This window comes from Rhodococcus sp. G6(2025) (genome assembly GCF_058628105.1).
This window is the reverse complement of record NZ_CP179750.1, coordinates 6,800,650-6,827,445: the sequence shown is the minus strand read 5'-3', so window position 1 is coordinate 6,827,445 and position 26,796 is coordinate 6,800,650. Positions and strand designations below refer to the sequence as shown.

The window sequence follows — 26,796 nt, the reverse complement described above, 5'->3', positions numbered from 1 at the left end:
GACCTCGATGCTAGCGGGCGGCCGGAACCCGACCTTCCCGCTCGCCGGCGAGCACGTCGGTCAGAGCAACCGACTCGTCCGCCAATGCGGCGCGGTCGACTGTGCCGCCCCGGGCGATCATGGTGCGCACGGTTCGGAGGTCTTTCGGGCGGCCCACGGCGATGACCCCGACCGGCGTGCTCCCACGGACCGCGACCGCTGTGAAATCGCGATCGTCGATCGAACCGCGGATCACGTAGTCGTCGTCGAAACGGGTCGCGCCGGCGAACTGCACGTTGTGGCCGTACTGCGTGGACCACCCCCACGGAACGTCGGTGAACGGCGTGGGCTGTCCGAGGATGGAGTGCGCGGCGGCAATCCCCTGTGCCTGAGCGCCGTTCCAATGTTCGGAACGGAAACGCTCGGAGACACGCGCACCGGGGAGGTTGGCTGCGTCTCCGGCCGCGTAGACGCCGTCGGCCGAGGTGCGAAACCGCTCATCGACGGTGATGCCGTTGTGGACGCGCAGTCCCGCCGCGACCGCGAGCGTCACCTCGGGGACGGTGCCGACCGACACGAGGACGGTGCCGGCACTCCAGCTGCGACCGTCGTCCGCGGTGGCGCGGACGGAGCCGTCGTCGCTCACGTCGAGCGACGACAGTGCGACATCCGTGCAGACGTCGACGCCGTTCTCGGAGTGCAGCGACGCGATCATCGTCGAGATGTCCGGGGGCACAATTCGACTGAGGAGCGACGGGTCGCGTTCGAGGACGGTGACCTCCGCGCCGAGCGACCGCGCCGTGGCCGCGACCTCGCATCCGATGAGACCCCCGCCGATCACGAGCAGGGACCCGGTGCGTCGAATCGACTCGCGAAGGGAATCGGCGTCGGCCATCGACCGCAGAGTGAAGACGTGCGCACCGGAGACACCCTCGAGTTTTCGGGCCCGGCCGCCGGTCGCGAGCAGCAGCGCACTGTACGACAGTGTTACTCCGGACGAGAGCGTCAGTAACTTCCGCCGGGTGTCGAGTTCGACTGCCGTTGCACCGGTGATCAATTCGATATCTCTTTCCTTCCAGAAAGAGTCCGGTTTCAGCGCGGTCTTCTCCGCGGCCGTGGCACCCGACAGGAAGTCCTTCGACACCGTCGGCCGCCGATACGGCGGTGCGGGTTCGTCTCCGATCAGGACGACGCGCCCGCTGAAGCCTTCCGACCGGAGCGTCAGCGCGGCGCTCGCCCCTGCGATACCGGCCCCTACGATGACCACCGTCGACAGTTTCGTGGAGTGATTCGACATTGCGCTCACGCCCGGCTGACCTCGACCATGTCGAAGTCCGCCTTGGCGGCCCCGCAGTCGGGGCACGACCAGTCCTCGGGAATGTCGTCCCACCTGGTACCGGGCTCGATGCCGTCCTCCGGCCAGCCCTCCGCCTCGTCGTACTCGAATCCGCATTGGACGCAGCGGTAGAGCTTGAAATCGGTACTCACGTCACGCCACCTTCGGGTCGAAATCGATCTTTTCGCGGACCCCGCAGTCGGGGCAGCACCAGTCGTCGGGCACATCGGCCCATGCGGTGCCGGCGGGGAATCCCTCACGCGGTGCGCCGGAGGCCTCGTTGTAGACGTAGTCGCAGACCGGGCACTGGTAGGCGGCCATCACCGAACTCCGCCGTTGTACTTGGCCAGCACCTTCTCGCGCTTGCCGGGTTGGATGTTCACGCGCGTGATGTCGCCGTCGTAGTGGTCGAGCACGCGGTGATCCATCACCTTGCGCCAGAGCGGCGGGAAGTACGCGAGCGTGATCATGCTGGCGTAGCCGCTGGGCAGGTTGGGGGCGCCGTCCATGCTCCGAAGCGTCTGGTAGCGCCTGGTCGGGTTCGCGTGATGGTCGCTGTGGCGCTGCAGGTGGTACAGGAAGATGTTGGTGACGATGTGGTCGGAGTTCCAGCTGTGTGCGGGAGCGCAGCGCTCGTAGCGGCCGCTGGCGGTCTTCTGACGCATCAAGCCGTAGTGCTCGAGGTAGTTGACCGTCTCGAGGAGAGAGAAACCGTAGACGGCCTGAACGATCAGGAACGGGATGACGACCGGACCGAATATGGCGATGAGCGCACCGAACAGCACCACCGACATGAGCCAGGCATTGAGCACGTCGTTGTGAATGCTCCAGGTGCTCTTGCCGAGTCGCTGCATCCGCGTCTTCTCGAGCTCCCAGGACGACTTCAGGCTTCCCCAGACACTGCGGGGCAGGAATGTCCAGAAGCTTTCTCCGAATCGTGAACTCGCCGGGTCCTCCGGTGTGGCGACTCGGACGTGGTGGCCACGGTTGTGCTCGATGTAGAAGTGACCGTAGAAGGTCTGCGCGAGAGTGATCTTGGCCAGCCACCGTTCGAGCTCGGTCTTCTTGTGGCCCATCTCGTGTGCGGTGTTGATGCCGATGCCGCCCATGACGGCGACGCTGAACGCGACGCCGACCTTCGACACCAGCCCGAGGCCGCCGTCGATGCCGAGCCAGGAGAGGTTGTCCGCCGACCAGAGGTAGCACGCGAACACCAGGCTCGCCATCTGGAACGGGATGAACACGTAGGTGCAGTACCGGTAGTACCTGTCGTTCTCGAGCTGTTCCATCACTTCCTCGGGCGGGTTCTGGCCGTCGGGCCCGAAGAACCTGTCGAGGAGCGGAAGCAGTCCGAACAACAGCAGGGCGCCGATCCACCACCACACCGGAGCAGCCGCCGACCATCCCAATTGGTTGAAAGCCCACACGAGCCCCGCAGCGAGGAACACTGCGGTCGGGGGAATCAATCCCATCAACCACAGGTAGCGCTTGCGGTCACGCCACGCTTCCGGTGGCGCCTCTCCTGAAATCCTGCCGACCTTCGACGTCGTCACGATCCGAACCTCCTCGTCCAGTAGCCGTGCCGGTATGAACCAGCTCACTCTCATTTGGACAGTACACGGACTTTGATCCAGGGGCTAGACAAATATGAAGATTTGTAAATCCGACGAGATGCAGTGCTCTAACGCCGGGGTCTTCGGTGCCGATAGACAGGTCGACACCGTTACACCGTGCTGAGGAGGCCCTCGATGTTCCGCGATCCCGGACTTCCCGACTGGCTCGAATTCGTCCTGGGCCTGCTCGGGTACCGCTGGTAGCTCCGCCTGTGAGTACTTATTAACCACGGGCGGTTAATAAGTACTCACGGGCGGAGCATCGCGGCCATGTGCCCGAGTCGAGGAGCAGCGCCGTGGTGTGGTCGAGCCCGCGGTGGTCGAGCAGTCGGACGGCGCCGTCACCGTCCCAGGCCGCGAGTCCGTCCGACTCGTGCAGTGCCTCGTCGTGTCGCCAGCCGACCTTCAGCACCACGCGTTCGCCGGCGGCGGGACGTGCGGGCGCCGTCCAGGACGTCACGCCGCCCGGCTGGAACGGGCGACCGATGTCCAGCGACCACTCCCGACTCAGCGTTTCGACGACGGCGGGGAGGTCGGACAGCCACGTTCGGCGCGGCGCGTCGGGTCACCGCCTTCCGCGGTCCCACACGCGCCGCGTCTGCTCGGCGATGTCAGGGTGGTGGGTCTGCTGGAAGTTGCGTCCACCGCGGGCGAAGGTGTGAACGGTCGCGGGCGGTACGTCGAGCTCGGCGACGGGTACGTCGAGCCACTCGCAGTCTCGGAGGTGCACCAGATCCACAGCCGTGGCCTCCGGACTCGAGTCGTAGCGCCACGGACCGTCGATCCGGCCGAGGAGGTAGAGCCCGTCGGCGTCACGCGACCAGACGAACGATCCGTCCAGCACCTGCGTGAAGCGTTCGAGCCGGCGTGCGGCCGGATCGCCGTAGGTGCGCTCGGTCGCGTCGAGCGCCTCACTCAGATCGACGGGAGGTGGGGCCAGCAACCCGCCGATTCCACACACGTGCATGGCGATCGCGCGCTGCACCGCGAGCCCTGGGTCCACGTCGTCGCGACGGGAACGCATCGGTGCGCGGTAGACGTCCGTGGGTGTCATACGTATGGATTCTCCCTGACGCCGAACCGCGACAGCACTCTTCGGCAATCGTCCACCCGGTAAACTAGAACCTGTTACATTCGCGGGAGGGGTGCTACTTCTGGAACTCGGAGAGAACTCATGAGATACCGCGTCGTCGAATGGTCCACCGGTACGGTCGGGCGTCACGCCATCGCAGGGATCGACGCCCGCGACGACCTCGAACTGGTCGGCGTGTGGGTGTCCGATCCGGAGAAGGTCGGGAAGGACGCCGGGGAGCTGGCCGGTCTCGGAAGAGAACTCGGGGTGAAGGCGACCGACGACAAAGCGGCACTTCTCGCCCTGAAGCCGGACTGCATCGTGCACACCGCGATGACGGACGACCGCATCTTCGACGCCATCGAGGACCTGATCTCCTTCCTCGAGGCGGGCATCAACGTCGTGTCCTCCGGGCCCGTTCTGTTGCAGTACCCGATCGGTGTGGTCCCGGACGAACTCGTCGACCGCATCCACCGCGCCGGCGAACAGGGAGACGCGAGCCTCCACGTGAACGGTATCGACCCCGGATTCGCGAACGACGTTCTGCCGCTGGCCATGACGAGCCTGTCGCAGCGGATCGACGAGGTGCGATGCTCCGAGATCGCCGACTACTCCACCTACTGCCAGCCGGTGGTGATGACCGAGATCTTCGGTTTCGGCAAACCTGTCGAGGAGACGCCGATGCTGTTCCAGCCGGGCGTGCTGTCGCTGGCATGGGGGAGCGTCGTCCGCCAGATCGCCGCGGGACTGGACCTCACGCTCGACGAACCGCTGGTGGAGAAGTTCGAACGCATCCCCGCCGAGGAGGATCTGGACATTCTGTCGTGCCACATCGCGAAGGGAACGGCGGCGGCGGTGCGGTTCGAAGTCGTCGGCACGGTCGACGGGGTTCCGCGTGTGGTCCTCGAGCACGTCACCCGCACCCACCCCGAACAGAAACCGGACTGGCCTAAACCGACCCGCGGCGACGGGTGCTACCGCATCGACATCACGGGAGAGCCGATGATGACCGTCGAGTTCAACCACCACGGCGAAAACGGCGACCACAACGTGTCGGGGATGATCGTCACCGCGATGCGGCTGGTGAATTCGGTGCACGCGGTGGTCGGGGCTAAGCCGGGGCTGGTGACCGCACTCGATCTGCCTCTCGTCACCGGCCGCGGATTGTGCGCTTCGCACCCGTGAGTACTTGTTAACCGCCCGTGGTTAATAAGTACTCACAGGCCGAAGGCACCGAGGGCTGTTCGGAGACCGTCCGGGCGCTCCGCGAGGGGAACGGGTTCGACGAGTGCGAACGCGCAGCCCACCTTTCGTGCCGCACCGTCGGCTTCCTCGCTGTCGCCGATCATCAGAGTACGTTCGGGCTCGGAACCGAGTGCGGCGAGAGCGTGCTCGAAGATCTTCGGGTCCGGTTTGATCGCACCCACCTCGAACGACAGCACGAACGCATCGACGAGATGCTCGACTCCCAGATCCGCGAACGCGGGCCGGATGTCGAACGCGATGTTGCTCAGCACCGCGACCTTGATTCCCCGGTCCTTCAGTGACGCAAGCACTTCCGCGGTGTCGGGGTATGCGCTCCAGCATCCCGGGTCGATGACCCGCTCGTACAGTCCGACCGCCTGGTCCTCGTGTGCGACCCCGGACTTGCGCAGAACGTCGAGGTACGCCTGCCGGTGGAACCGAGGGTCGAGGTCGCGGTTGGTCCACGCGTGGTGCTCGGCGGCATCCATCTCGACGGTCTGACCGACGGGCGCCGTCATGCGCCGCATCAACTCGGCCTGCTGGTGGAGGTCGAACGGCTCACCTTCGTGGTCGGTGAGGTCGGCCATCCAGCTGTCGTCCTCTTCCAGCCGGAACAGCGTGCCGGAGAAGTCGAAGATCACTGCGTCGAATTCGGTGAGATCGGAAGCCACGTTTCCAGGCTAACGCGCGGTGCACGCGACTTCAGCGTGAAGCCGGACGAGGTCAGTCGACTTCGAGTTCACCCATCAGCGACCACTCGGTGCCGTCGATCGTGGTGTTGATGATCCGCGGCGTCTGCGCGAGGGCGGGTTTCAACTCGCGCAAGGCGTTCTGGAAGTGCTCGCTCTGCACGTGGGCGACGGCGGCGTCGTCGTCACGGAACGCTTCGACGAGGACGTACAGGTTCGGATCCTCCACCGCCCGCGACCAGTAGAACCACAGGTTGCCCGGTTCGTTTCGGGTCGCGTCGGTGAACGGCTGCACCAGGTCGAGCCAGCCGTCCGCGTGGTCCGGTTTCACGGTGAAGTTGACGACGATGAAGATCACGGCTGCCTCACTTCTCGAGTTGACGCATCCGAATCCTACGCGCGCGATGTCGTCGGATCTCCGACCGAGCGGCGTAGCCGGGTGAGGATGCGCGTGAAACTGTCGGGGTCGTCCAGGGCGCGCGCGAGGACGAGCGCGCCCTGGATTCCCGCGACGACCTCCTCGGCGAGCGGCCGCGACTGCCTGCCGTGGCCGGTGTCGGCGAGAGCGCCGGCGAGCGAATCGACCCAGTCGGTGAAGTAGGCGCGGACCCGGTCGGCGAAGCGGTCGCGTTCGAGGCCGAGCGCGAACGCGCCGAACAGGCAGATTCGGCGTCCCGACCGGAAGTACGTCTCGACCTCGTCGAACATCCGCTCCAGACGGGCAGTGGCGGGCTCGGACCCGCGCAGCGGCAGGTATACGGCGGTCTGGAACCAGGCGTCGACCTCGTCGAGGACCGCCTCCGCCATCTCGTCCTTGCCGCGAGGGAAGAAGTTGTACAGGCTGCCTTTGCCGAGTCCCGTGTGCTCGGTGATGACGGCCAGGCTCGCGCCGTCGAACCCGTGGGATCGGAACACCTCCGCCAGCACGGGGACGACGTCGCCGCGCTCGGCTACTGCTCGGGGCATGACTACTCCTCGTGTGGCGGTCAGAGGCCGAGATCGCTCAGTCCGGGATGATCCGACGGTCGCACGCCGGACATGTCCCAGAAGAACTTGCGGTCGGATTCGTCGATCGGCACGTCGTTGATGCTGGCGTGACGCCACCGCATCAGACCGTTGTCGTCGAACTGCCAGTTCTCGTTGCCGTACGCGCGGAACCACTGCCCGTCGGTGTCGTGGAACTCGTACGCGAACCGGACCGCGATCCGATTCCCGTCGTGCGCCCACAGTTCCTTGATCAGACGGTATTCCAGTTCGCGGTCCCACTTCCCGGCGAGGAAGTCGACGATCTCGCGGCGCCCCTGCAGAAAGGTGGACCGATTGCGCCACCAACTGTCCTCGGTGTAAGCCTGCGCGACCTTCTCGGGATCACGGGAATTCCAGCCGTCCTCGGCGGCGCGGACCTTCGCGATCGCGGTGTCGAGTGTGAACGGGGGTGCGGGTGGGCGAACGGACATGGTGGGCGCTCCTCCAGGAGTTCTTGTACCTTTCAGTACAGACTGTACCGATAGGTACAAGTGCTGTCCAGGGTGGCGCCGGACACACGTCCCGGACGATGCCCTCGCCGTGACGGCGAGGGCATCGTCCGAGCGTGAAATCTAGTGCGTCTCGGCGAGTTCCGCGCCGATACCGGTCTCGGCGCGCACCAGCATCTCGGCGAACTTCTCGTCTCGATCTGCCGAACGTCCGTGAAGGCGTTCGCCGGCGAGGGAGCCGATCACGGCGGCGGCCAGCCCGAGCGGCATCGTGATGATCACCGGCAACTGAATGGTCAGCGGCGCCGGACCACTCCCGAGCCAGAGCGCCTCCGTGAACATCAGGCTGAGCACGGTGGATGCTAATCCGACCGAGATGCCCCACACGGCGCCTGTGCTGTTGAACCGCCGCCAGTTGAGGCTGAGCAGCAGGCTGGGCAGGTGCGCACTGCCGGCGACCATGAAGGCCATACCCATGAAGTAGGTGATATTTGTAGTGTCGCCGATTGCCATCGTCAGTCCGATCGCGGCGACGCTGAACGCGACCGCCGCATACCGGGCGATCTTCGCCTCGCGGGCATCCGCAGTCTCCGTACCTGCGTCGGCGGACTTTCTGCGGGTGAGGGTGGGCCACACGTCGTGGGCGAACGTTCCCGCAGCCGAGATCACGACGCCCGCGACGACGGCGACGATGCTCGCGAATGCGACGGCAGCCACCATGGCGAGCGCGATCGAACCACCGATGGTGCCGACGCCTCCGCCGAGTTCCGTGACCAGCGTGGGTGCCGCGAGATTGCCGCCGGCGCCGACACGATCCGCCCCGTCGGGACCGAGAAGTGCTGCGGTGCCGAAGCCCATCACGATGACGATCAGATAGAAGATGCTGCACAGCGCGACGGTCCAGCCCAGCGACTTCCGTGCCGTCGCGGCCTCGGGGACGGTGAAGAAGCGAATCAGGATGTGGGCCATGCCGGCCGTGCCGAGCGCGAACGCCAGGGAGTACGAGATCAGGTTGATCGCACCGGTCTGCCCGAAGATCAGGCCCGGCGAGAGGATCGCATCTCCGGCCGCGGCGTTCGAGGTTGCCGCCCCGAGCATGCCGGGGATGCTGAAGCCGAACTTCGCGAGGATCCCGAGGCACACCACGATCGCCAGGATCGACAGGATGGACGACTTGATCACCTGAACCCACGTGGTCGCCAGCATTCCGCCGACGAAGACGTAGATGCCCATGAGTGATCCGGCGACCACGACGGACAGGCCGAACGGGATCCCCGAGACGGACTCGAGCAGTACGCCGGCCGCCACGAGTTGGGCGAGCAGCACGAACGTGCCGGTGACGATGGTGCTCAGCGCAACCACCACCCGGACGCGACGTGCACCGGTCCGGAACACCAGGACATCCGCGAGAGTGAACTTTCCGACATTCCGCATCTTCTCGGCGAGGAGGAAGAGGACGGGGAGGAAGGAGACCACCGACGTGCACAGGATGACGGCGCCGTCGACGCCCTTGTAGAAGATCAAGCCCGTGGTGCCCAGAAAGCTACCGGCGGAAATGAATTCGCCGGCGATCGCGAAACCGTTCTGCCAACCGGTGATCGAGCGTCCCGCAGCGAAGAATCCGGTGGCGCTACGGCTTCGGCGCGATGCGGCGAACGTCACCCACAGCGTGAGCGAGATGACGGCGGCACAGATGCCGATCGCGAGGAAATCGGCGTCGCCGGTCATGAGGCAACCTCCTGATCACGTTGCGCGATGGCCCGGACGGCGGCATCGGCGGCGGGTTGGATGAAGGTACGGGAGAGGCGGAAGTACGCGTACACGAGCACCCAGGTGCCGGCGAACTGGGAGAACACCACCCACAGAGACAGTGGAATGCCGAACGCCGAGTTGTCGCCGAGGAATTCGGGGAAGAAGGCGAATCCGACGAGAAAGCCTGAGAACAGTGCGATCGCGATCAGGCCGAGTCCGGCAGTGACCGCCCGGCGTCGTCGTCGCAGTTCGACGAACTCCGGCAACACGAGAATCGGTGACCAGACGGCTGCGCTCGCCGCGGTGGCGGGGGACTCGGTGGTCACGCGTTCACCGCCGCACGTCGTGCCGAGTCGAGCGCGAACTGGTTCTCGTCCCAGCCCTCCGCGAGCGGACCGAAGTAGTGGAAGCGCACCTGCTTGACGCGGTACAACCAGCGGCCGTCGACTTTGACGGCCTCGTCCGTGTATCGGCCGGCGGCGATGGAGGCGTTGCCGTCGGATACACAGGGCTGCCACAGGAACGAGCGGACGGTGGCGCGATCGCCGTCGAGGTCGATCTCCAGGTTGGTGATGAAGTGCCAGAACGCGGTGAGCCCGCCAGGGGCGAGGCCGGCGAAGAACGCCCGCATCTCGCTCTTGCCCTTAGGGTTGGACAGCCCGTCGAATTCGCCGTCGTCGGTGAACAGATCCATCAGGGCGTCCCAATTGCCGTCGTCGAGATGGCGGCAGTACTGCGCGTCGAGGTACCGGATGGCCTCCAGGTCTTCCAGGCGGCGGATTCGTTCTTCGAGGGTGCTCAAGGTGGCTTACCTCCACGGTGTGAGGAGCGGAATGCGCGAACTGGTTATTAACGGGTGTTCACGTGATGTGGACCATAATGGACGCGCGACCGCCGGTCAACACCGTGCGCCGTTCACCTGGATCGACGTGCGTGAAGGCTGGTGAGCTGCGTTTTCTGCAGGGTGTGTTGCCCGCGCCTTGTGCGGCACCTACCCTCCGAGGGATGAACACTCGGTCAAGCGGTGCGGTGATTCCCTCCGTCCGGCAGCGGATCCTGGATGCGGCGCTGGAGGAGTTCTATACCGCCGGCTTTCATGCGGCGACCATGCGCACCATCGCCAAACGTGCGGGCTGCAGTGCCGCCAACGTGTACAACCATTTCGAGAACAAGGACGAGCTCCTGGTCGAGATTCTGCGGTCGGCCAGTGACGAGCAGTTCACCGCCACCCGGACCGCTCTGCGGAAGGCTGGGTCCGCGCCGGCGGAGCAGTGGACGGCCGCGGTGGTCGCGCATTCGCTGTACACCGCCCGCAATCAGCAAGCCTGCCTGGTGGCGAACACCGAGCTGCGGTACCTGGACGAGGTGGACCGCAAACGGGTCGTGGGCTCGCGCGACGCGCAGGAGCACCTGTTCGTCACCATCGCGGAGGCGGGTGTGGCGGGTGGTGACTTCGACGTCCCCCATGTTCACCAGGCGGTGACTGCGGTGCTCACCATGTGCGCGGGAATCGCGCTCTGGTACCGCCCGGAGGGACCGTTGTCCGCGCAGGCGGTCGCGGACTCGTACGGCGTCTATGCGCTCAACCTGGTCGGATACCGTCCCGCCTGACTCGGGGAGATTCGGCATTGACGGTGCGTTCCCGTCCGTGCTCTACTGGGTGAACAAGTGTTAATGTGATCCGAGTGTGGAACCGCGAGTTCCCCCGAGTCACGCGCCCCGTAGTTCGAGTGGATGAGGAGTGTCCATGACTCACCGGCCGTCACAGCCGCGTACCGACTCGCCGCGGTATCTGACCGAGGACCGGGTGGCGATCCGCGACCTGGCTCGCGAGTTCGCGATGAAGCAGGTGCTCCCGGTCGCGAACGAACTCGACCCGGTGCGGGGCGCCATCCCGGACACGGTGAAGAAGGCGATGGCCGAGGTCGGGTTCTTCGGGATCATGATCCCCGAGGAGCACGGCGGTCTCGGTCTCGGGGTGTTCGAGTACTGCCTGGTCGCGGAGGAGTTGTCGCGGGCGTGGATGAGCGTGTCGGGGCTGCTGGCCCGCGGCAACGGGATGGGCGGCGGGTTCACCGCGGAGCAGGAGGCGGCGTTGCTGCCGAAGGTCGCGCGCGGTGAGTACCTGGGCGCGTATGCGCTGTCGGAGGCCGAGGCCGGATCCGATGTGGCGAACATTTCGTGCCGCGCGACCCGCGACGGCGACGAGTGGGTGATCAGCGGCACCAAGATGTGGTGCACGTACGCCGACGAGGCCGACTACCTGGTGCTGTTCGCGCGCACCGATCCGAACAAGGACCCGGACAAACCGCACCGGGGGATCAGCGCGTTCCTGATCGACAAGCAGCGCGGCGGGTTCCCGGAGGGGATCAGCGGGACGAAGATCCGCAAGATCGGGTATTTCGGGTGGAGCACGTGGGAGCTCTCGTTCGACAATTTCCGGGTGCCGGCCACGGCCATGCTCGGTGCGGAGGGCAAGGGTTTCTACCTGGCGGTGTCCGGTCTGGAGGTGGGGCGGGCGCATACCGCGGCCCGGGCGATCGGTCTGGCGCGGGGTGCGTTGGAGGATTCGATCGCGTATCTGCACACCCGCCGGCAGTTCGGGCACGAACTGGCCGATTTCCAGCACCTGCGGTTCAAGATTGCAAAGATGGCCGCCGACATCGAGGCCGCCCGGCAGTTGATGTATTCGGTGGCCACCGATATCGACACCGGCCGGCGGTGTTCGCTGGAGGCGTCGATGTGCAAGTTGGTGGCGACGGAGATGGCGGAGCGGGTGACGAGTGAGGCGGTGCAGATTCATGGCGGCGCCGGGTACACCACCGACTTCCAGGTCGAGCGGCATTGGCGCGATGCACGGTTGACGAAGATCTTCGAGGGCACCAGCGAGATCCAGATGCGGATCATCTCCGACGAACTCCTGGGGAGGGCGGGCGAATGAGCACACTCACCACAAGTATCGCCGTCGGCGATCGCACTGTGAGCGACGCCCGGCGCGTCTCCGAACTCGGACTGTCGCTGCCGGAGGCGTCGTTGACGGGAATCGTCGTAGCGGGAGTACTCGCTCCGGCGACGACGTCCGGTGCCACACGCAGCGGACTGCAATGGAATTCGCAGTACGCGGTGGCGGGTGCCGACGTCGTCCACGTCGAGTCCGTCGTCACGCGCGTCGGACAGTCCGAGACCGGAGCCGTGTTCGATCGCCACGTGCGGCTCGTCGACGAGGCCGGGTCGATTCGCGAGGAGGGAATCGAGACGTGGCGTACGCCCGAACCGTCCGACGTCCGTTTCAATCCCGCTGTCGACTTCTGCACACCCGCCTGGGGAGAGTGTCTCCGCGAATCCCTTTCCGCCGATACCGCCTTCGCGTCCTCGTTGTCGACGTGGGACGGTACCGTGGGTCTGCGGTGCACCGACTCCTCGGGCCGGGCCCGCGAACTGCAGCTGCGGATCTACCGCGGAACGATCATCGACGTCGCCCGCCGCGTCCCGGGTGGGGCAACGTTCACGCTCATCGCCCCGGCCGTCACCTGGGTCGACCTGGTGTTCGCCGAACGGAACGATTTCATGCGCCGCGCCATCATCGGTGAATTCTCTTCCAGCGGTGAGGGGTACGAGTACCTGCGCCTCACCAAACCGCTCGACATCATCATCGCCCATGCCCGCAGCGCCGCACGTGAGTGGCAAAGCGTGTCGGGGCACACTTTGCCACTCACGTGCGGAAGGGAGGCCCGGCCATGATCGAGGCCCGATACCTGGAGATCGACGGAGCGCTCGGCTTCGTCGAGATCATCACCCCCGACATTCAGCCGGCCACCGAGGCGCCCACCGTTCTGTGCCTGCACACCGCAGGCCAGAGCGGAGTCCAGTGGCGGCACGTCGCGTCCGAACTGGCAGACCGGGGCTACCGGGTGATCGTCCCCGACCTTCCGGGGCACGGACGTTCCGAGCCCGCGGTCGACGGTCCCGTCACCAGCATCGTCGCCTTCGGAGACTGGCTCGGGAAGGTCCTCGATGCGCTCGCCGTCGAACGCCCCTTCGTCGTCGGGTGTTCCATCGGTGGCAAACTGACACTCGAGCTCGCCACGCGGTCGTCGAGGCCGCTGGCCGGAGCGATTGCGATGGCAGCGGAGGCCGGTCCCGGCCGCGTCAACGTGGGAGGGTTGCGCCGCGAACTCGAGGATGTCGCCGGGCCCAGCCGCGCCGACCGCACCTACCTGGGCACGCTCGCCTCCGTCGGACATTCCGTGCCCGAGGCGAAGGCGCACCTGATCGCCACGATGCACAAGCGTGAGGACCCGGAGATCTCGTCGTCCGACCTGATCGGCTGGGGGACGCACGACGTGCGCGACCGGATCGCCGAGATCACCTGTCCTCTCAGGCTCGTCGCCGGCGCGCAGGACCCGTGGATCGAAGCCGGACGTGTCGAGCAGACCGTGTCGGCGCTCGACGCCGCCCGTCCCGGACTTGCGTCCTTCACCCTGCTCGAGGGCATCGGCCACTACCCCATGGAGGAGATCGACGACTTCGCCTCGGTGGCGGACGAGTGGTTGACCGAACTGGGTGCGGCGGTGGTGCTCTCGTGACGGCGCACGACACGGCGACGCGTCGTGACATACTCGCCGCGCTGCTCGACGAACTCGTGACCGCCGACCCGGGTGCCGCCGCAACCCTCGACGTCGTCGACGGCGAGCCGGTCGTCACCAGTCGCGCCGAACTTCGTGCCCGCGTCGACGCCCTGAAGTCGGAACTCCTGCGCGTCGGCGTCCGGCGCGGCCAGTGTGTGGCCGTCCTGTTGCCGAACTGGTCGGACGCGATCGTGTGGCAACTCGCCGCGTCCGCTGTGGGTGCACACGTCATCGGCGTCAACACCCGCTACAACACGCACGAGATCGCACACATCCTCACCTCGGCGCGACCTGCGGTGGTGGCCGTGGCCGACCACTTCCACGGTCTCGACCTGTTCGGCCGACTCGAAGAGGCGCAGCACTCCCTCGACCTCCCGGCACCGGCTGTTGCCGTCGTGTGCGGACCTCGAACGGAAAGCGCCGCTCCCGACCTGGGGCGATTCGACCTCGGCGGCGGTGCCTGGACAGCGGGCAGCGCGGACACCGGAACCGTCCAGGTGCCGGAGACACCCGACAGGGCAACCGTCACGGCTGCCGGCGAGCGGGCTGACCCGGACGACGTGCTCGCAGTCGCGTTCACGACGTCCGGATCCACCGGTGTCCCCAAACTCGCGGCGCACCGCGAATCGGCGGTGGTACGGCACGCGCGAGCCGACGCCGTCGTCCTCGCCGTCGAACCGGGTGACGTCACCCTGTGCGTCCTGCCGGTGTCCGGGGTATTCGGATACTCCACTGCTCTGGCCACTCTCGCGGGTGGCGGCACGCTGCTGATGGAACCCGTCTTCGACGCCGCGGCCACGCTGGCCCGCATGGAATCGGCGAAGGTGACGCACGTCGTCGGCGGTGACGATCTCTTCACCCGGCTCCACGACACGTGGCACGCGGGTAACCGCGCCGACCTGTCGTCGTTGAAACGCCTCGGGATCGCCGACTTCCTCGGCCGGTCGCACGAGGTCGCCGCGTGGGTGCGCGACGAATTCGACGCCGTCACCACGGGCGTCTTCGGGTCGTCCGAGGTGTTCGCCCTGATGCTCCTGTGGGATGCCGCGGACCCGGAATCCCTGCGCTGGAACGGTGGTGGGCGTCCGGTCGAACCCGGCATCGAGGTTCGCATCGTCGACCCGCTGGACGACTCCGTCCTTCCGGACGGTGAGCAGGGCGAGCTCCAGGTGCGCGGACCGAACGTCGTCGACGCCTACCTCGGCAATCCGGATGCGGCGGGTCGGGCGTTCACGAGGGACGGGTGGTTCCGCAGCGGCGACCTGGCCGTCGCGACCGGCGACGGCGGCTATACGTACGTGTGCCGGATGGGGGACGTTCTCCGGCTACGCGGATTCCTGGTGGACCCCGCCGAGATCGAGCACCGGCTGGCCGAACACGACGCCGTCCACCTGACGAAGGTCGTGGGCATCACCGGCTCCGGCGGATACACCGAGGCGGTGGCGTTCGTCGTCCCCACCGACGGTGCGTCGGCCGGCGCCGCCGAGCTCAAGGCATGGTGCGCAGAGTCGCTGGCGGCGTTCAAGGTTCCCGCCGCGGTGCACGTGATCGAGGAAATGCCGACCACCGTGGGCGGCAACGGAGCCAAGATCCGAGCGGTCGAACTGCGTGAATGGGCGCAGCGCTGGACCGATCACGAAAGGGATTTCCGCAGTGCCTGAAAATACGAATGCCCAGGCGGACGATGTCGTCGTCTGCGAGCCCCTGCGCACCCCCGTCGGCCGATACGGCGGTCAGTTCAAGGACGTACCCGCCGCCGACCTCGGCGCTCGGGTGGTGTCCGAACTGCTCGCGCGGACGAAGGTCGATCCGGGCAGCGTCGACGACGTGATCTTCGGTCAGTGCTACCCGAACGGTGAGGCGCCTGCCATCGGCCGCGTTGTGGCCCTGGACGCGGGAATGCCGGTGACGGTTCCCGGTCAGCAACTCGACCGTCGTTGCGGATCCGGTCTGCAGGCGGTGCTCGACGCGGCGATGCGGGTGCAGACGGGGATCGCCGAACTGGTGATCGCCGGCGGCGTGGAATCGATGAGCCGCGCCGAGTACTACACCGAGTCGATGCGCTGGGGAGCCAACGGTGCGCCGGCAGCGCTCCACGACCGGCTCGCCCGCGGTCGTGTCACCGCAGGCGGACGCAATTATCCGGTGCCGGGCGGCATGCTCGAGACGGCGGAGAACCTGCGCCGCAAGTACGACATCAGCCGCCTCGAGCAGGACGAACTCGCAGTGAGTTCCCACCGGCGGGCGGTCGCCGCGATCGACTCGGGAAAGTTCGCCGAGGAGATCGTGCCGGTGGAAGTTCCCGTCCGCAAGGGCGATCCGCAGGTCGTCGACCGGGACGAGCACCCCCGAGCCGACACGACAATCGAGTCGCTCGCTCGGTTGCGGCCCATCATGGGCGGCACCGACCCCGACGCGACCGTCACCGCCGGCAACGCCAGTGGGCAGAACGACGGTGCGGCAGCATGCCTCGTCACTACCCGGGCGGAGGCGGAGCGTTTGGGGCTCCGGCCCCTCGCACGCCTGGTCACCTGGGCGGTCGCCGGGGTGGAGCCGTCCGAGATGGGCATCGGACCGGTGCCGTCCACCGAACGGGCCCTGAAACGCGCCGGGCTGACGCTCGCCGACATCGACCTCATCGAACTGAACGAGGCCTTTGCGGCGCAGGCGCTGGCTGTCACGCGCGAATGGAATTTCGGTGCACAGGATTTCGACCGCACCAATGTCAACGGCTCGGGAATCTCGCTCGGGCATCCCGTCGGTGCGACCGGGGTGCGGATCCTGGCTACACTGCTGCGCGAGATGGACCGTCGCGGAGCCCGTTACGGCCTCGAGACGATGTGCATCGGCGGTGGCCAGGGACTGACCGCGATCTTCGAGAGGGTCTGACCACTCAGCTGTCGAGAGCCCGAATCCAGTCGGTGAGTGCCCGCACAACCTGTGCGGGCGCTTCCGGCATGAGCGCGTGGCTCGCATTCGGGATGACGGTCACGGTGACCAACTCGCCGAACCGATCAAGCAATTCGTTCTCCGTCTCGCGCGGACGGAACGGATCGAGAGCGGATTGCAGGTCCAGGATCGGCTGGTGCGCGACCTCCCACCACTCGTCCTTGGGTGTGGCGGCCGAGGCAGCGAGTTGCCGCTTCGACACCTCCGGATACCAGCCGGTCAGCCACTCGGCCGGATCGTTGCCGGGTGCGAAGAATCCGGCCTGCAGGTAGCCGATCCGCTCTGCCTCGGGCAGTGAGGAATCGGAGCATTTGACCGCCAGCGCCGTCAGCGCGGCTGGGTAGTTGCGGGCACCCGCCGCAGCCACGACGACCCCGCGCACCAGGTCGGGCCGGTCGGCGGCGAGCATCCGTGCGACGTAGTGCCCGAAGGCATGTCCGAGAACGACGGCCGCACCGTTGTCCTGTTCATCGATCACTGCTCCGACGTCGGCGGCCAGGTCGTGCAACGTGATGTCCTCCAGCTGTCCCGTGCTCCGGCCGATGCCGCGCGGCTGGGGACGGCACACCCGGAAACCGTTCTGCGCGAGTCCCGCCGAGACGTCGTCGTAGTCGTATGACTCGCGGCCGAGGGAAGGCAGCAGGATCACCGACGGACCGCTGCCCTCGACGACCACTTCGATCACGGCCGTCGCGGTGTGCACGAACTCTGTCGTCCGCGCCGGTGATGTGCTCGGCATGATGTTTCCTCCACAAACGTCGATCCCCCGGGCGACACGATCTTTCGCGTCGCCCGGGGGAGGGTGGGTGTCTCAGTCCGCGGCGGGATCGAGCGCGAAGTCGTAGCTGACAACCTTACGCCCGGCGTCGTCGAGCTGAGGGTCGAGAAGGAGTTCGGGTTTGGTTGCGGTGGCGACGTCGTCGTCGATCCAGTCGCCGCCGGCGAAGTACAGCTGGGTGATGATCGGCTGCTTGCCCGGGGACGTCACCCGCAGGTGCAGGTGCGCCGGACGCCACGGGTGCCAGCCGGCCCCCTCGATGAACTGTCCGGTCGGGCCGTCGGTCGGGATCTGGTACGGGGCAGGCTCGATGGTGGTGATTTCGTACCGCCCGTCCGGGTCGGTGACGATGGTCCCACGCAGGTTCCATTCCGGCAGGTGCGGGGCGAACTGCGAGTAGTAACCCTCGTCGTCGGCGTGCCACAACTCGATGATCGCCCCGCCGAGGCCTGCCCCGTCGAGGTCGGTGACCCGGCCGCGGAGGACGAGGGCGGGGTGGGCCCGGTCCTCCTCGCGCATCGGCAGGGTGCACCGCGCGGGCAGTTCCGGTGCGCCGGGCACGTAGTACGGTCCCTCGATGCTGCCCTTGGTGCCCCGGAACCGGGTGGAGTTGACCTCCTCGATGTCGTGCTCGACGAACACGTCGAGCAGCAGCGGCCACTCGCCACCCTCACCGACATCGATGAGCCACTGCTTGAGGACCCGGTACTCCGGGTAGGTGACGGCGTGCTTGTGGATCAGGGCGCTCAGCCCGGCGAGCGCCTCGGTGGCGATCGCGGACAGGCGTTCCGGGGACGTGTCGGCGGTGAACCTTGCGCCCTTGAACTTGTCGGTGGCGGCGTTGCCGGAGCCGACCGCGGTGGGGCTGTCGATGGTGGTCATGGTTTCTCCTGGTCTGCGCGGTTAGCTGCGGCCGAAGTAGGACACGTCGTCGTTGCCGATCAGGTCGGGCACCGTCCACCCGTCCAGGTCGTACTCGGCCAGGCACTGCTCGGCCAGACCCTTCATCGAGCTGACCGTGCCCCGGTTCTCGGCGAACATCAGCAGTTCCGCCTTCACGCCCTCGTGGTTGCCGGCGTAGTTGCGCTCGTAGAGTTCGTGGCGGCCACCGAACTCGCTGCCGATCGAATCCCACAGCGCCTTCATGATCTTGACGCGCTCGACCGCGGTCATGCCCTCCGAGCCGCGGACGTACTTGTCGAGGTACGGGCGGACGTCGGGGCTCTTGAAGTCGGCGGACGAGGACGGCAGGTAGATCAGCCCGGACGCGACGTCCTGTTCGATGATCTCCTTGATCCGCGGGTAGCCCTGCTGCATGAACATCCGGTACGTCAGTCCGTACTCGAGCTTCGGGATGACGGTGTCACCCACCCACGGTTCCGGGTCGCGGACCATCGATTCGGTCAACGACCAGAACAGGTTCCGCCAGCCGATGACCTCACCGACGCGGGTCTGCACTCCGCGGAAGCCGCCCGCTCCGGTGGCGTCGAGGGCCTTCATCAACAGCCCGGCGATGAAATCCAGTTTCACCGCCAAGCGGGTGCAGCCCTGAAGGGTGAAGCGGGGCAGGAACCCGGACTGCGGGAAGAACGCGTTGATCTTGTCCACGTCGCCGTACATGAACACGTTCTCCCACGGCACCAGCACCTTGTCGAAGACGAAGATGGTGTCGTTCTCGTCCATCCGGCTCGACAGCGGGTAGTCGAACGGGGAGCCCATCACCGCGGCCTGCTGGGTGTAGGAGGTGCGGCAGATCAGCTTCACCCCCGGTGCGTCCATCGGCACGGTGCAGATCAGCGCGAATTGCTTCTTCTTGATCGGCAGGCCGTAGTGGGCGATGAAGTTGTAATTGGTGATCGCCGACCCGGTCGCCACGACCTTCGCACCGGAGACGATGAGACCGGCGTCGGTTTCCTTCTCCACCTTCATGAACACGTCACCCACCTCGTCGGGCGGGAGCTGCCGGTCGACCGGCGGGTTGATGATCGCGTGATTCCAGTACAGAACCTTCTCCTGCGATTCCTTGTACCAGCGTTCGGCGTTGTCCTGGAACGGTGAATACAGTTCCTTGTTCGCGTGCAGGGTGCCGAGGAACGACGCCTTGTAATCGGGGCTGCGGCCCATCCACCCATACGTCATCCGCGCCCAGGTGGCGATCGCGTCACGATCCTTCAGCAGATCGTCGGAGTTCTTCGGCGCCCGGAAGAACGGCATCGTCACACCCCCGCTGCCGGTGTCCGTCGGGGTGGTCAGGGCGTCGACGTGCTCGCCGGTGTGCATCGCGTCGTAGAGGCGGGCGGTCATCCGGATCGGGTTACGGAACGCCGGATGCGTCGTGACATCCTTGACACGCTCGCCGTGCAGGTAGATCTCGCGGTCGTCACGCAGCGACTCGATGTACTCGTCACCGGTCATCGGGCGGGTGGCGAAGTTCGCGGTCCGGTTCGCTTCACAGTCCGCGGCGACATTGACCTTCGTGCGGTCGACGTCGGTATCGGCGGCAGCTTCGGTGGTGGTCATGGTGTTCCCTTTCGGTCAGGATTACGAGGCAGCCTGGGCGAGCTGCAGGTGGAGTGGTGTGAACGACGCGGCGGCGTCGAACCATCCGCTGTGGGGGTCGTCGAGGCAGCCGTTCCACGCCGTGGTGCCCGACGCGGCACCGAGATCGTGGAAGGTGCTGCGGTAGAACAACAGTGGGTCCTTGGTCTGGTCGACGGACGCGTCGACGATCTCGCCGATGAAGATGATGTGGTCACCACCGTCGTAGGACGCCCAGGGCGAGCACGTGAGCGTCGCCGCGTTGCCGGACAGTGCGGGAGCGATGCCTGAGGCGTCCCACACCGGTTCCGTCCGTTGCGGTTTGCCGGCGAAATGCATGGCCGTGTCGAGCTGATCGGCGGCCAGAATGTTCACCGCGAACGGTGCATCACCGAGGTAGCTGCATGCCTTCGATTTCCGGGTCAACGTCACCTGGCACAGCCGCGGCTCGATCGAGACGGCGGTGAAGGCGGTGACGGTCGCGCCGTGCGGCTCGCCGGCGGCATTGGCGCACGTGATCACGGTGACGCCACTGGCGAACTGGCCGAAAATGTTACGCAGAGTGCGCTGGTCCATTTCTCCTGACCGCCTTTCTGCACGATTCGTGCGATAGCCCCCGCGATGGGGGACCTGCACAACGTATGACGGGCGTCACAGTCCGTCGATCCGCATTGCGAAGGCGCGATCCGGAACGCGAAACGGGTTTGCCGGACGGGGGTCGCCGGTGCTTGCAGTGACGTGAGTCACAGGCGATGCTAGGGTCGGGAGTTGCCCATGCGCGGTCGTGGCGCGAGGTGAGAGGTCTGGACGTACGCATGCGAGGAGAGCTGGAAGGTCCCGGTTTCACCGACTGGGACGAGGTTCACGAGGTGGTTGCGGACGCGTACTTCCCTCACGAGCTGCGTCCGCTGTCGCGGGACACCGCGGCGCGATCGTCGCTGGAGTCCTCCCAGATGGGCGCGTCCAGGCTCGCCCGGATCGGTTTCGGGGCGCCCGTGTCGATCGAGTCCGACCATCCCGGTGCCTACGGCATCAACATCCCGCTGGCCGGCCGCATCGTCTCCGTCACCGGCGGCACGGAAGTGACCTCGACACCGGGGCTGGCCACCATCTGCCCGCCCGACACCCGGACCGTCATCACCAACTGGAGCAGTTCCTGCGAGATCATCGGGTTCAAGGTGGACAGGGACTACCTGCAGCGCGAAATGGACCGCGTGCTCGCACGGCCCGGGCAGGAGTTGCCGCGGCAACTCGACCTACGCACCGGCGCCGGCGCCGACTGGCTGAGGTTCGTCCGCTCCGTCGCCGACCAGGCGTTGCGCGACAGCGTTCTCCTGCACAGCGATCAGGTGTCGCAACAACTGTGTGGAGCATTGACCACGGCGCTCGTGCTCACCGCGATGCCGGACGACGACACGGGTGCCGCGGGAATCCGGCCGCGCATCGTCAAGCGGGTCATCGACGCGATCCAGCAGGACCCGGCCCGCCCGTGGAGCGCGGGGGAGATGGCCGAACTCGTCGGCGTGAGCGTCCGGCGCATGCAGCAGGGGTTCCGAGAATACGTGGGCATGACACCGATGGAGTACCTCGTCGACGTGCGCCTCGAGCGTGTCCACGCAGACCTCACCGGAAGCGATTCCTGCGCAACTGTTTCCGAAGTCGCGACACGCTGGGGGATCATGCACACCGGCAGATTCGCCGCCGCCTACCGCCGCAAGTACGGCGTGACGCCGTCCGAGTCACTGCGCGATCGCGGGCTCTGATCGGTTCGGTGGCGAGGCTCGGTCGGAAGCGTGTCCAAAGGATCGCTGGCGACAGCTACGTTGCATCGTGGGCTTGGCTTCCAGCGTCAGGTATCTCTTTATGAGTCTTGCTTGCAACGGTTCTGGCGTACTGAATTTTGTTTGTCCTCCGGCGGGGGTGCATGTCCACGCGCCTGCCGGCTCTGAGCGGCTCGTGTATGTCGCGGTGTCGAAGCGGTAAGGCCGTCGGGTTTCGCGTCCGAAACTTGTCGGACCCCCGCGATACTATTCGCACATGAGTGGCCGTCCTGACCCTTTGGTGGGCGATTAACGTTGCGGAAGAGGTGGGCACGCCCCTCCTCGTGTAAGTGTCGCCATCGCAATCAAGGCCTCTGGGCTGTGAAATCCCTAGGATCGCTTCGTCAGCGACCGCAGGTGGGTGTTGTTGGCCTCGACGCGGGCATTGGACAGGTCGTATTCGATTGCGTTGAGGATCTCGCGCCGATAGCGAGCGATGCTCTTAGCCAGGCCTACAAGTTCCGGGATCCCACTATCCTGGGCCATCTGCACCCACACTCGCAGTCGTACCGAGGCCCTCTTCTTCGATCCGGAATAGACATGTTGCAGTTGCTCTTTCAGGACATATCCTCGACACAGTTCGCTGTTTCTATCCTCGAGGATCTTTGCTCGGACTGATATCTGCGCGGGGGTGAGATTCTCGACGTTCTTCAACAATGCCCACCGCAGGTGCCGTCGATCCCGGTCGGTGAACCCCCACAACCGCGACAACACACGCGACCGCAGCCGGTCCAGAGCCCGCGTCATCCACTGAATCACATGAAACGGATCCATACACCGCTTCACCTGCGGCGCCCTACTGCGCACGGTCGAGGCGATCCACTTCGCAGCATCAGCACTGATATGCGTCAGACGAGCTGTGCGTTCTTCACCCAACTCGTCGAAGAATCGATTCAAGGTGCTCTCGTTGTGCCCTTCGGCCGCCCATACGAGTCGGCCTGTGTCATGATCGACCACCACGGTGAGGTATCGGTGACCTTTCCGGTAGGCGATTTCGTCGATCCCCAAGCGCCGCAGCCCTTGGAGCCGATCAGTACGTCCGACAGCGTCGCCGACGACGCGGGTGACGATCCTGGTCACAGATCGCCACGCCACTCGGGCGTACTCGCACACCGACGTAGCTGGACTGTGCGCGGCCAACCACGCCACGTTGTCGTCGAATGCCCTGGTCATGTTCGCAGCCGGCCGTGCCCACGGCACCATCTCGGTCACCACGCCGTGCTCGGGGCATCGAATTCTCGACACCGAAGCTTGTACGAAGCACCGCGTGCCGCCCATATCCAGATGACGCCACTGTCGAGGTCGATTCGGGCGATCGTATCCGGGACAGCGCTGTTCACAATGCGGACAGCGGGATCGCACCGAGGCGTGCGGCTCGAGGGTCACCAGGATCACCGGCCCTCGTTCGTCGTCCGTGAATTCGATACCGATTATCCGGGCCTTGTCGATTCCTAGCAGTTTCTGCAGTATTCTGGCAGCGCGCAACGCCTTCTCCCTTAGGTCTTGTCTTCGCAAACCAAAACCTATGCGAGGGAGGGCGTTGCGTCTATCAGGCTCGCGGAGATCACCCATCAAAAGGTCAGAAGAGCCACATGAGTTCGACTGGGGGGTCGGTGGGTAGCGGGGTGGCGGAGCATCTGTTGAATGTCGCTGCCGCTGTCGACGAGCTGCTCGATGCCGGGCTGGCCGAGTTGTCGGACTCCGAGCTCGTCGAGGTGATGCGCGGAATGGAGCAGTGCCTTCGCCGTGCGGAGTCGGTCTCACACCGATTGGTCGTGGAGAGCGTGGAACGTTCGGTCCCGGCGAGTCTGGGGTATACCTCGCCGAAGAAACTCCTGATCGACGTGCTCCGGATCTCGGGCGCGGACGCGTCCGCCCGCGTCACCGCCGCCCGCGAGCTCGGGGTGTGGCACACTCTCGCTGGCGTTCCGATGCCACCGGTGTTGCCGGAAACCGCTGCGGCACAGAGCGACGGTGACATCGGCACGGATCATGTGCGGGCGATCGCGAAGGTGATGCGCAAGATTCCCCACGCCGTCGACAACGACGCGGTGGCCGACGCCGAGGCCGTACTGGCCACGTTGGCGAGGAGCGGAACCCCGGAGGATGTGGAGCAGGCGGGGCATCGGCTGCTGGCATACCTGAATCCGGACGGGAACCTTGGCGACGACCGCGACCGGAAACGCCGACGGGGCATCTCGATCGGCCGGCAGGACACCGAACTGATGTCGAGAATCTCCGGTGAACTCGACCCCGTCGCGCGGGCGATGCTCGATCCGATCCTCGCAAAATGGGCGCGGCCCGGAATGAACAATCCGGACGATCCCGACTCACCGGCCGGTGACGGCGAAGACCCGTCGATCGATCGTGACCTGTTGGCGGCGGCGGCCGCCCGCGATACCCGCACCGCAGCGCAGCGCAATCACGACGCCTTCAGCGCAGTGTTCCGGGCGCTGCTCGAGTCGGGGGTGCTCGGCCGGCACCGGGGTCTACCGGCCACAGTGATCGTCACGATGACACTCGAGCAGTTGGAGCAGGCGGTCGGGGGCCTGGCCACGACAGCCACAGGTGGGGTGCTCCCCATCGCGGACGCATTGGCGCTGGCCGAGGAGGCGCATCCGGTGCTCGCGCTGTTCGACCATGCGGGTCGTCCACTGCACCTGGGGCGGCGGCGTCGTCTGGCCAGCGCCGATCAGCGGCTCGCCCTGATCTCCTCGGACGGGGGTTGCACCCGGCCGGGGTGTTCGGCGCCGGCGAGTCTGTGTGCGGTGCACCATGTCACCGACTGGCACAAGGGCGGACACACCGACATCGAGGGTCTCGCCCTGGTCTGCGACGCCTGCCACGCTCAGGTCAACGACGGTCCGGCCGGGTGGGCGACGAGGTCCGCGCCCCATCACTCCGCATACGCGGGCCGAACCGAATGGATCCCGCCACCACACATCGACCCCACCCGAAGACCCCGCATCAACCACCGACATCACCCCGGTGAGTTGATCGAGGATGCGCGAGGAGAGGCTCGGGCGCCGTGATAACACGCTGTCAGCTACCCCGGACCCCGGGATGGTTCGTCGGCTCGTGTCCGCACCGACGGGTTCGTAGCGTGCCCATAGGAGAACGCCGCGGGATGGTTCGTCGGCTTCCTGCCACCCGACCGCTCGACAGAGGACCGTCAGCGCCAACGGTGGTTCGACGAAGCAAGACTGCCCGCGACGCCCAACGCTGCCTCGAGAGGCAGGTCACCAAGACGCTCTACGGACCACGCGTCGCGACGAAACTTGCCGCCTCCGCGCGTCCAGGAATCCCTCTGAGGGTGTCCCGATTTGCGCCCTGGGATGACGATCGTCACCAGACGGGCCAACGGGACGGTGCTGGTGTTGTCCCAGTCGGCGGGAGGAGCGTCAGCGCGCCTGAGCAGCGCGCGGTTTGCTCGCATGGGGTGGATCACCCACGCAACTACACCGCGGCACACGGAGGCTGTGAAGTCCGCACGAAAATTCGGAATTAGTGTCCCGGGGGATGTCGAGCACCCGCGCTTGACTGTGATCCAGTGACCGCAACACGGCTCTACGCCGAACCCGCAGCATTTCGGCCTCCCGGAAACCGCCTAATGAGGACCCGCCCGCACGCAAGCCGCGCTCTCTGCGGGGACTCACACAGTCCCGCAGTAGTGGTCGTTCGTTACTGGGATGTCGGACTGGGAGACCCCGACGTTGGTCACAGTCGGCGCATACCGCGGAGAAGCTGCACGAGTGAGAGTGAAGAGCCGAGGCCAACACGGAGTTTGGGGTGAACAGGGCTGATATTGGCAATGACGGCGTATCGGACGCCGTGGTCGCGCCATTCGCTCAGTTGATCGAGTATTTCCGACGGGGTCCCGGCTAGACACGTTTCACGGACCAACGACGGCGGCACACGTTCGACATAGCTGAGGGCGGTGTGTTCATCGATGGTCTGCGGCAGCAAGTCTTGGATACCGGAAAATGTAGGGCCCATCGGGTGCTCGACGCCGTGGCGTGCCCACACCTCGGCGGATGCGGACAGTGCGAATGCCCGGGCCGTAGTCGATCCGACCATCTCGTCGACCTGTGCGCTGCTGCTCGCGGTCAAAACGAAGAACAACACCGCCGGCGTAATGGCCAACGGATCGCGTCCGGCGCCCTCTGCCGCCGACCTGATCACGGCGAGCTTTTCGGAGTACTGCTTCGGCTGCTGCGGATAGGAGGGGAACCAGGCGTCGGCGTACCTGCCGGCGATGCCCAGCATCCGCGGGCCGTGCGCCGCGACCCAGATCTCCGGCCATCCGCCCTTGTGCGGCGGGACGTCGAACACAGCGTCATGGAGCGGGAAGAATTGCGATTCCCGGGTCACCGGCGCGCCGCCCGAGTCCCACAGGGCGCGGATGGTTGCGATCGCCTCGTCGAATCGTGCTACCGGCTTCGCCCAGTCAACCCCGTACGGTTCGTTGCCTTCACGTTCGCCGGGGCCGATACCGAGGATGGTCCGCCCGCGGCTGAGGTGATGAAGTGTGGCGGCGGCCTGCGCCGTCACGGCGGGGTTTCGCCTTCCGGCGTCGGTAACCCCCACGCCGAGTCTCAGCCGGGTGATCCGGTTCTGTGCGGCGATGTAGCCCAGGGTGGTCCAGGGTTCGTAGATTGCGTCCGCTCGCGGCGCGAGTTTGGCCACGCCGAGGTATTTCGGGTTCCAGATTGACGACGGAAACACGCCGTTGAGGTGATCGGGTATCCACATCGAGTCTGCCCCACCAGCGGCGGCAATCTGTCGGGTAGTTCGGAGCAGCAAATCGGGGGCGAATCGAACGTGCAGTGCACCGTCCATCAGCCCGGTTCTGAAGCCGTTCATGGCAGGTCCTTCTCGAGCGTCCGTTCGCATTGCCACGCTTCTGACTCGAGGTGCGGTCT

The 26,796-nt window shown here is 66.2% G+C and carries 28 protein-coding genes; 9 read left to right on the top strand and 19 right to left on the bottom strand.

Annotated elements, in window-relative coordinates; translation table 11 throughout:
• Nucleotides 1-10 precede the first annotated feature (10 nt).
• The 6 genes from ACLIVD_RS31620 to ACLIVD_RS31595 all read right to left on the bottom strand — a co-directional run bounded on the left by ACLIVD_RS31620 (nt 11) and on the right by ACLIVD_RS31595 (nt 3,982).
• Entirely contained in the window at nt 11-1,276 is a 1,266-nt protein-coding gene (locus ACLIVD_RS31620) for an NAD(P)/FAD-dependent oxidoreductase (protein ID WP_491932941.1), read from the bottom strand.
• 5 nt (nt 1,277-1,281) lie between these two features.
• On the bottom strand, nt 1,282-1,467 hold the full coding sequence (locus ACLIVD_RS31615) for a rubredoxin (protein ID WP_005251084.1): 186 nt from the start codon (nt 1,465-1,467) through the stop codon (nt 1,282-1,284).
• Nucleotide 1,468: 1 nt separating this feature from the next.
• The gene (locus tag ACLIVD_RS31610; protein WP_164059736.1) at nt 1,469-1,636 is read right to left on the bottom strand and encodes a rubredoxin; all 168 of its coding nucleotides are present in this window, start codon (nt 1,634-1,636) and stop codon (nt 1,469-1,471) included.
• Entirely contained in the window at nt 1,636-2,868 is a 1,233-nt protein-coding gene (locus ACLIVD_RS31605) for an alkane 1-monooxygenase (RefSeq protein WP_491931227.1), read from the bottom strand. Before ACLIVD_RS31605 ends, ACLIVD_RS31610 begins: the two co-directional genes overlap by 1 nt.
• A 283-nt stretch (nt 2,869-3,151) precedes the next feature.
• Nucleotides 3,152-3,388: a hypothetical protein gene (locus ACLIVD_RS31600; RefSeq protein WP_491931226.1), complete on the bottom strand. Its 237-nt coding sequence runs from the start codon at nt 3,386-3,388 to the stop codon at nt 3,152-3,154.
• A gap of 105 nt (nt 3,389-3,493) precedes the next feature.
• On the bottom strand, nt 3,494-3,982 hold the full coding sequence (locus ACLIVD_RS31595; RefSeq protein ID WP_491931225.1) for a GAF domain-containing protein: 489 nt from the start codon (nt 3,980-3,982) through the stop codon (nt 3,494-3,496).
• 120 nt (nt 3,983-4,102) lie between these two features.
• Between ACLIVD_RS31595 and ACLIVD_RS31590 the strand changes: the two genes are divergently transcribed.
• Nucleotides 4,103-5,185, top strand: coding sequence for an NAD(P)H-dependent amine dehydrogenase family protein (locus tag ACLIVD_RS31590; protein WP_491931224.1), 1,083 nt, complete (start codon nt 4,103-4,105; stop codon nt 5,183-5,185).
• Between the two features lie 32 nt (nt 5,186-5,217).
• On the opposite strand, the gene ACLIVD_RS31585 is transcribed toward ACLIVD_RS31590, so the two are convergent.
• The 7 genes from ACLIVD_RS31585 to ACLIVD_RS31555 all read right to left on the bottom strand — a co-directional run bounded on the left by ACLIVD_RS31585 (nt 5,218) and on the right by ACLIVD_RS31555 (nt 9,963).
• The gene (locus tag ACLIVD_RS31585; protein ID WP_283333709.1) at nt 5,218-5,916 is read right to left on the bottom strand and encodes an HAD family hydrolase; all 699 of its coding nucleotides are present in this window, start codon (nt 5,914-5,916) and stop codon (nt 5,218-5,220) included.
• Between the two features lie 52 nt (nt 5,917-5,968).
• Entirely contained in the window at nt 5,969-6,292 is a 324-nt protein-coding gene (locus ACLIVD_RS31580; RefSeq protein WP_167115687.1) for a putative quinol monooxygenase, read from the bottom strand.
• Between the two features lie 35 nt (nt 6,293-6,327).
• Nucleotides 6,328-6,900 carry an LmrA/YxaF family transcription factor gene (locus ACLIVD_RS31575; protein WP_283333710.1) on the bottom strand — a complete coding sequence of 191 codons (573 nt, stop codon included), beginning with the start codon at nt 6,898-6,900 and terminating at the stop codon, nt 6,328-6,330.
• Between the two features lie 20 nt (nt 6,901-6,920).
• Nucleotides 6,921-7,391, bottom strand: a complete 471-nt coding sequence (locus tag ACLIVD_RS31570; RefSeq protein WP_283333712.1) for a nuclear transport factor 2 family protein — start codon at nt 7,389-7,391, stop codon at nt 6,921-6,923.
• 141 nt (nt 7,392-7,532) lie between these two features.
• Entirely contained in the window at nt 7,533-9,137 is a 1,605-nt protein-coding gene (locus ACLIVD_RS31565) for a solute symporter family protein (protein WP_491931222.1), read from the bottom strand.
• Nucleotides 9,134-9,487, bottom strand: coding sequence for a DUF485 domain-containing protein (locus tag ACLIVD_RS31560; RefSeq protein WP_491931221.1), 354 nt, complete (start codon nt 9,485-9,487; stop codon nt 9,134-9,136). The genes ACLIVD_RS31565 and ACLIVD_RS31560 overlap by 4 nt, the downstream gene beginning before the upstream one ends.
• Nucleotides 9,484-9,963: a nuclear transport factor 2 family protein gene (locus ACLIVD_RS31555; protein WP_009475212.1), complete on the bottom strand. Its 480-nt coding sequence runs from the start codon at nt 9,961-9,963 to the stop codon at nt 9,484-9,486. Before ACLIVD_RS31555 ends, ACLIVD_RS31560 begins: the two co-directional genes overlap by 4 nt.
• A gap of 203 nt (nt 9,964-10,166) precedes the next feature.
• Here ACLIVD_RS31555 and ACLIVD_RS31550 point away from each other — a divergent pair, with 203 nt between their 5' ends.
• From ACLIVD_RS31550 to ACLIVD_RS31525, 6 genes are all read left to right on the top strand, one after another.
• Nucleotides 10,167-10,772 carry a TetR/AcrR family transcriptional regulator gene (locus ACLIVD_RS31550; RefSeq protein ID WP_491931220.1) on the top strand — a complete coding sequence of 202 codons (606 nt, stop codon included), beginning with the start codon at nt 10,167-10,169 and terminating at the stop codon, nt 10,770-10,772.
• A 136-nt stretch (nt 10,773-10,908) separates the two neighbouring features.
• The gene (locus ACLIVD_RS31545; protein WP_491931219.1) at nt 10,909-12,102 is read left to right on the top strand and encodes an acyl-CoA dehydrogenase family protein; all 1,194 of its coding nucleotides are present in this window, start codon (nt 10,909-10,911) and stop codon (nt 12,100-12,102) included.
• Entirely contained in the window at nt 12,099-12,902 is an 804-nt protein-coding gene (locus ACLIVD_RS31540; RefSeq protein WP_491931218.1) for a hypothetical protein, read from the top strand. Before ACLIVD_RS31545 ends, ACLIVD_RS31540 begins: the two co-directional genes overlap by 4 nt.
• Nucleotides 12,899-13,747, top strand: coding sequence for an alpha/beta fold hydrolase (locus ACLIVD_RS31535; RefSeq protein ID WP_491931217.1), 849 nt, complete (start codon nt 12,899-12,901; stop codon nt 13,745-13,747). The genes ACLIVD_RS31540 and ACLIVD_RS31535 overlap by 4 nt, the downstream gene beginning before the upstream one ends.
• On the top strand, nt 13,744-15,450 hold the full coding sequence (locus ACLIVD_RS31530) for an AMP-binding protein (RefSeq protein WP_491931216.1): 1,707 nt from the start codon (nt 13,744-13,746) through the stop codon (nt 15,448-15,450). The genes ACLIVD_RS31535 and ACLIVD_RS31530 overlap by 4 nt, the downstream gene beginning before the upstream one ends.
• Complete coding sequence (locus tag ACLIVD_RS31525) at nt 15,443-16,678, top strand: acetyl-CoA C-acetyltransferase (protein WP_491931215.1); 1,236 nt, start codon at nt 15,443-15,445, stop codon at nt 16,676-16,678. The genes ACLIVD_RS31530 and ACLIVD_RS31525 overlap by 8 nt, the downstream gene beginning before the upstream one ends.
• A gap of 4 nt (nt 16,679-16,682) precedes the next feature.
• Here ACLIVD_RS31525 and ACLIVD_RS31520 read toward each other — a convergent pair whose 3' ends face one another.
• The 4 genes from ACLIVD_RS31520 to ACLIVD_RS31505 all read right to left on the bottom strand — a co-directional run bounded on the left by ACLIVD_RS31520 (nt 16,683) and on the right by ACLIVD_RS31505 (nt 20,630).
• Complete coding sequence (locus ACLIVD_RS31520) at nt 16,683-17,477, bottom strand: alpha/beta fold hydrolase (protein WP_491931214.1); 795 nt, start codon at nt 17,475-17,477, stop codon at nt 16,683-16,685.
• 72 nt (nt 17,478-17,549) lie between these two features.
• A complete protein-coding gene (gene catA, locus ACLIVD_RS31515; protein WP_283333721.1) occupies nt 17,550-18,398 on the bottom strand; it encodes a catechol 1,2-dioxygenase in 849 nt (282 codons plus the stop codon).
• 21 nt (nt 18,399-18,419) lie between these two features.
• Entirely contained in the window at nt 18,420-20,036 is a 1,617-nt protein-coding gene (locus ACLIVD_RS31510) for a 4-hydroxyphenylacetate 3-hydroxylase family protein (protein WP_280780570.1), read from the bottom strand.
• A 21-nt stretch (nt 20,037-20,057) separates the two neighbouring features.
• Nucleotides 20,058-20,630 (bottom strand): flavin reductase family protein, encoded by a 573-nt coding sequence (locus tag ACLIVD_RS31505; protein WP_491931213.1) that lies wholly within the window; start codon nt 20,628-20,630, stop codon nt 20,058-20,060.
• 239 nt (nt 20,631-20,869) lie between these two features.
• Here ACLIVD_RS31505 and ACLIVD_RS31500 point away from each other — a divergent pair, with 239 nt between their 5' ends.
• The gene (locus ACLIVD_RS31500) at nt 20,870-21,817 is read left to right on the top strand and encodes an AraC family transcriptional regulator (protein WP_283333722.1); all 948 of its coding nucleotides are present in this window, start codon (nt 20,870-20,872) and stop codon (nt 21,815-21,817) included.
• Between the two features lie 387 nt (nt 21,818-22,204).
• On the opposite strand, the gene ACLIVD_RS31495 is transcribed toward ACLIVD_RS31500, so the two are convergent.
• Complete coding sequence (locus tag ACLIVD_RS31495) at nt 22,205-23,446, bottom strand: ISL3 family transposase (RefSeq protein WP_491931212.1); 1,242 nt, start codon at nt 23,444-23,446, stop codon at nt 22,205-22,207.
• 20 nt (nt 23,447-23,466) lie between these two features.
• On the opposite strand from ACLIVD_RS31495, the gene ACLIVD_RS31490 reads away from it, so the two are divergent.
• Entirely contained in the window at nt 23,467-24,906 is a 1,440-nt protein-coding gene (locus ACLIVD_RS31490) for an HNH endonuclease signature motif containing protein (protein ID WP_477955187.1), read from the top strand.
• A 685-nt stretch (nt 24,907-25,591) separates the two neighbouring features.
• On the opposite strand, the gene ACLIVD_RS31485 is transcribed toward ACLIVD_RS31490, so the two are convergent.
• On the bottom strand, nt 25,592-26,737 hold the full coding sequence (locus ACLIVD_RS31485) for an LLM class flavin-dependent oxidoreductase (protein ID WP_491931211.1): 1,146 nt from the start codon (nt 26,735-26,737) through the stop codon (nt 25,592-25,594).
• Nucleotides 26,738-26,796 lie beyond the last annotated feature (59 nt).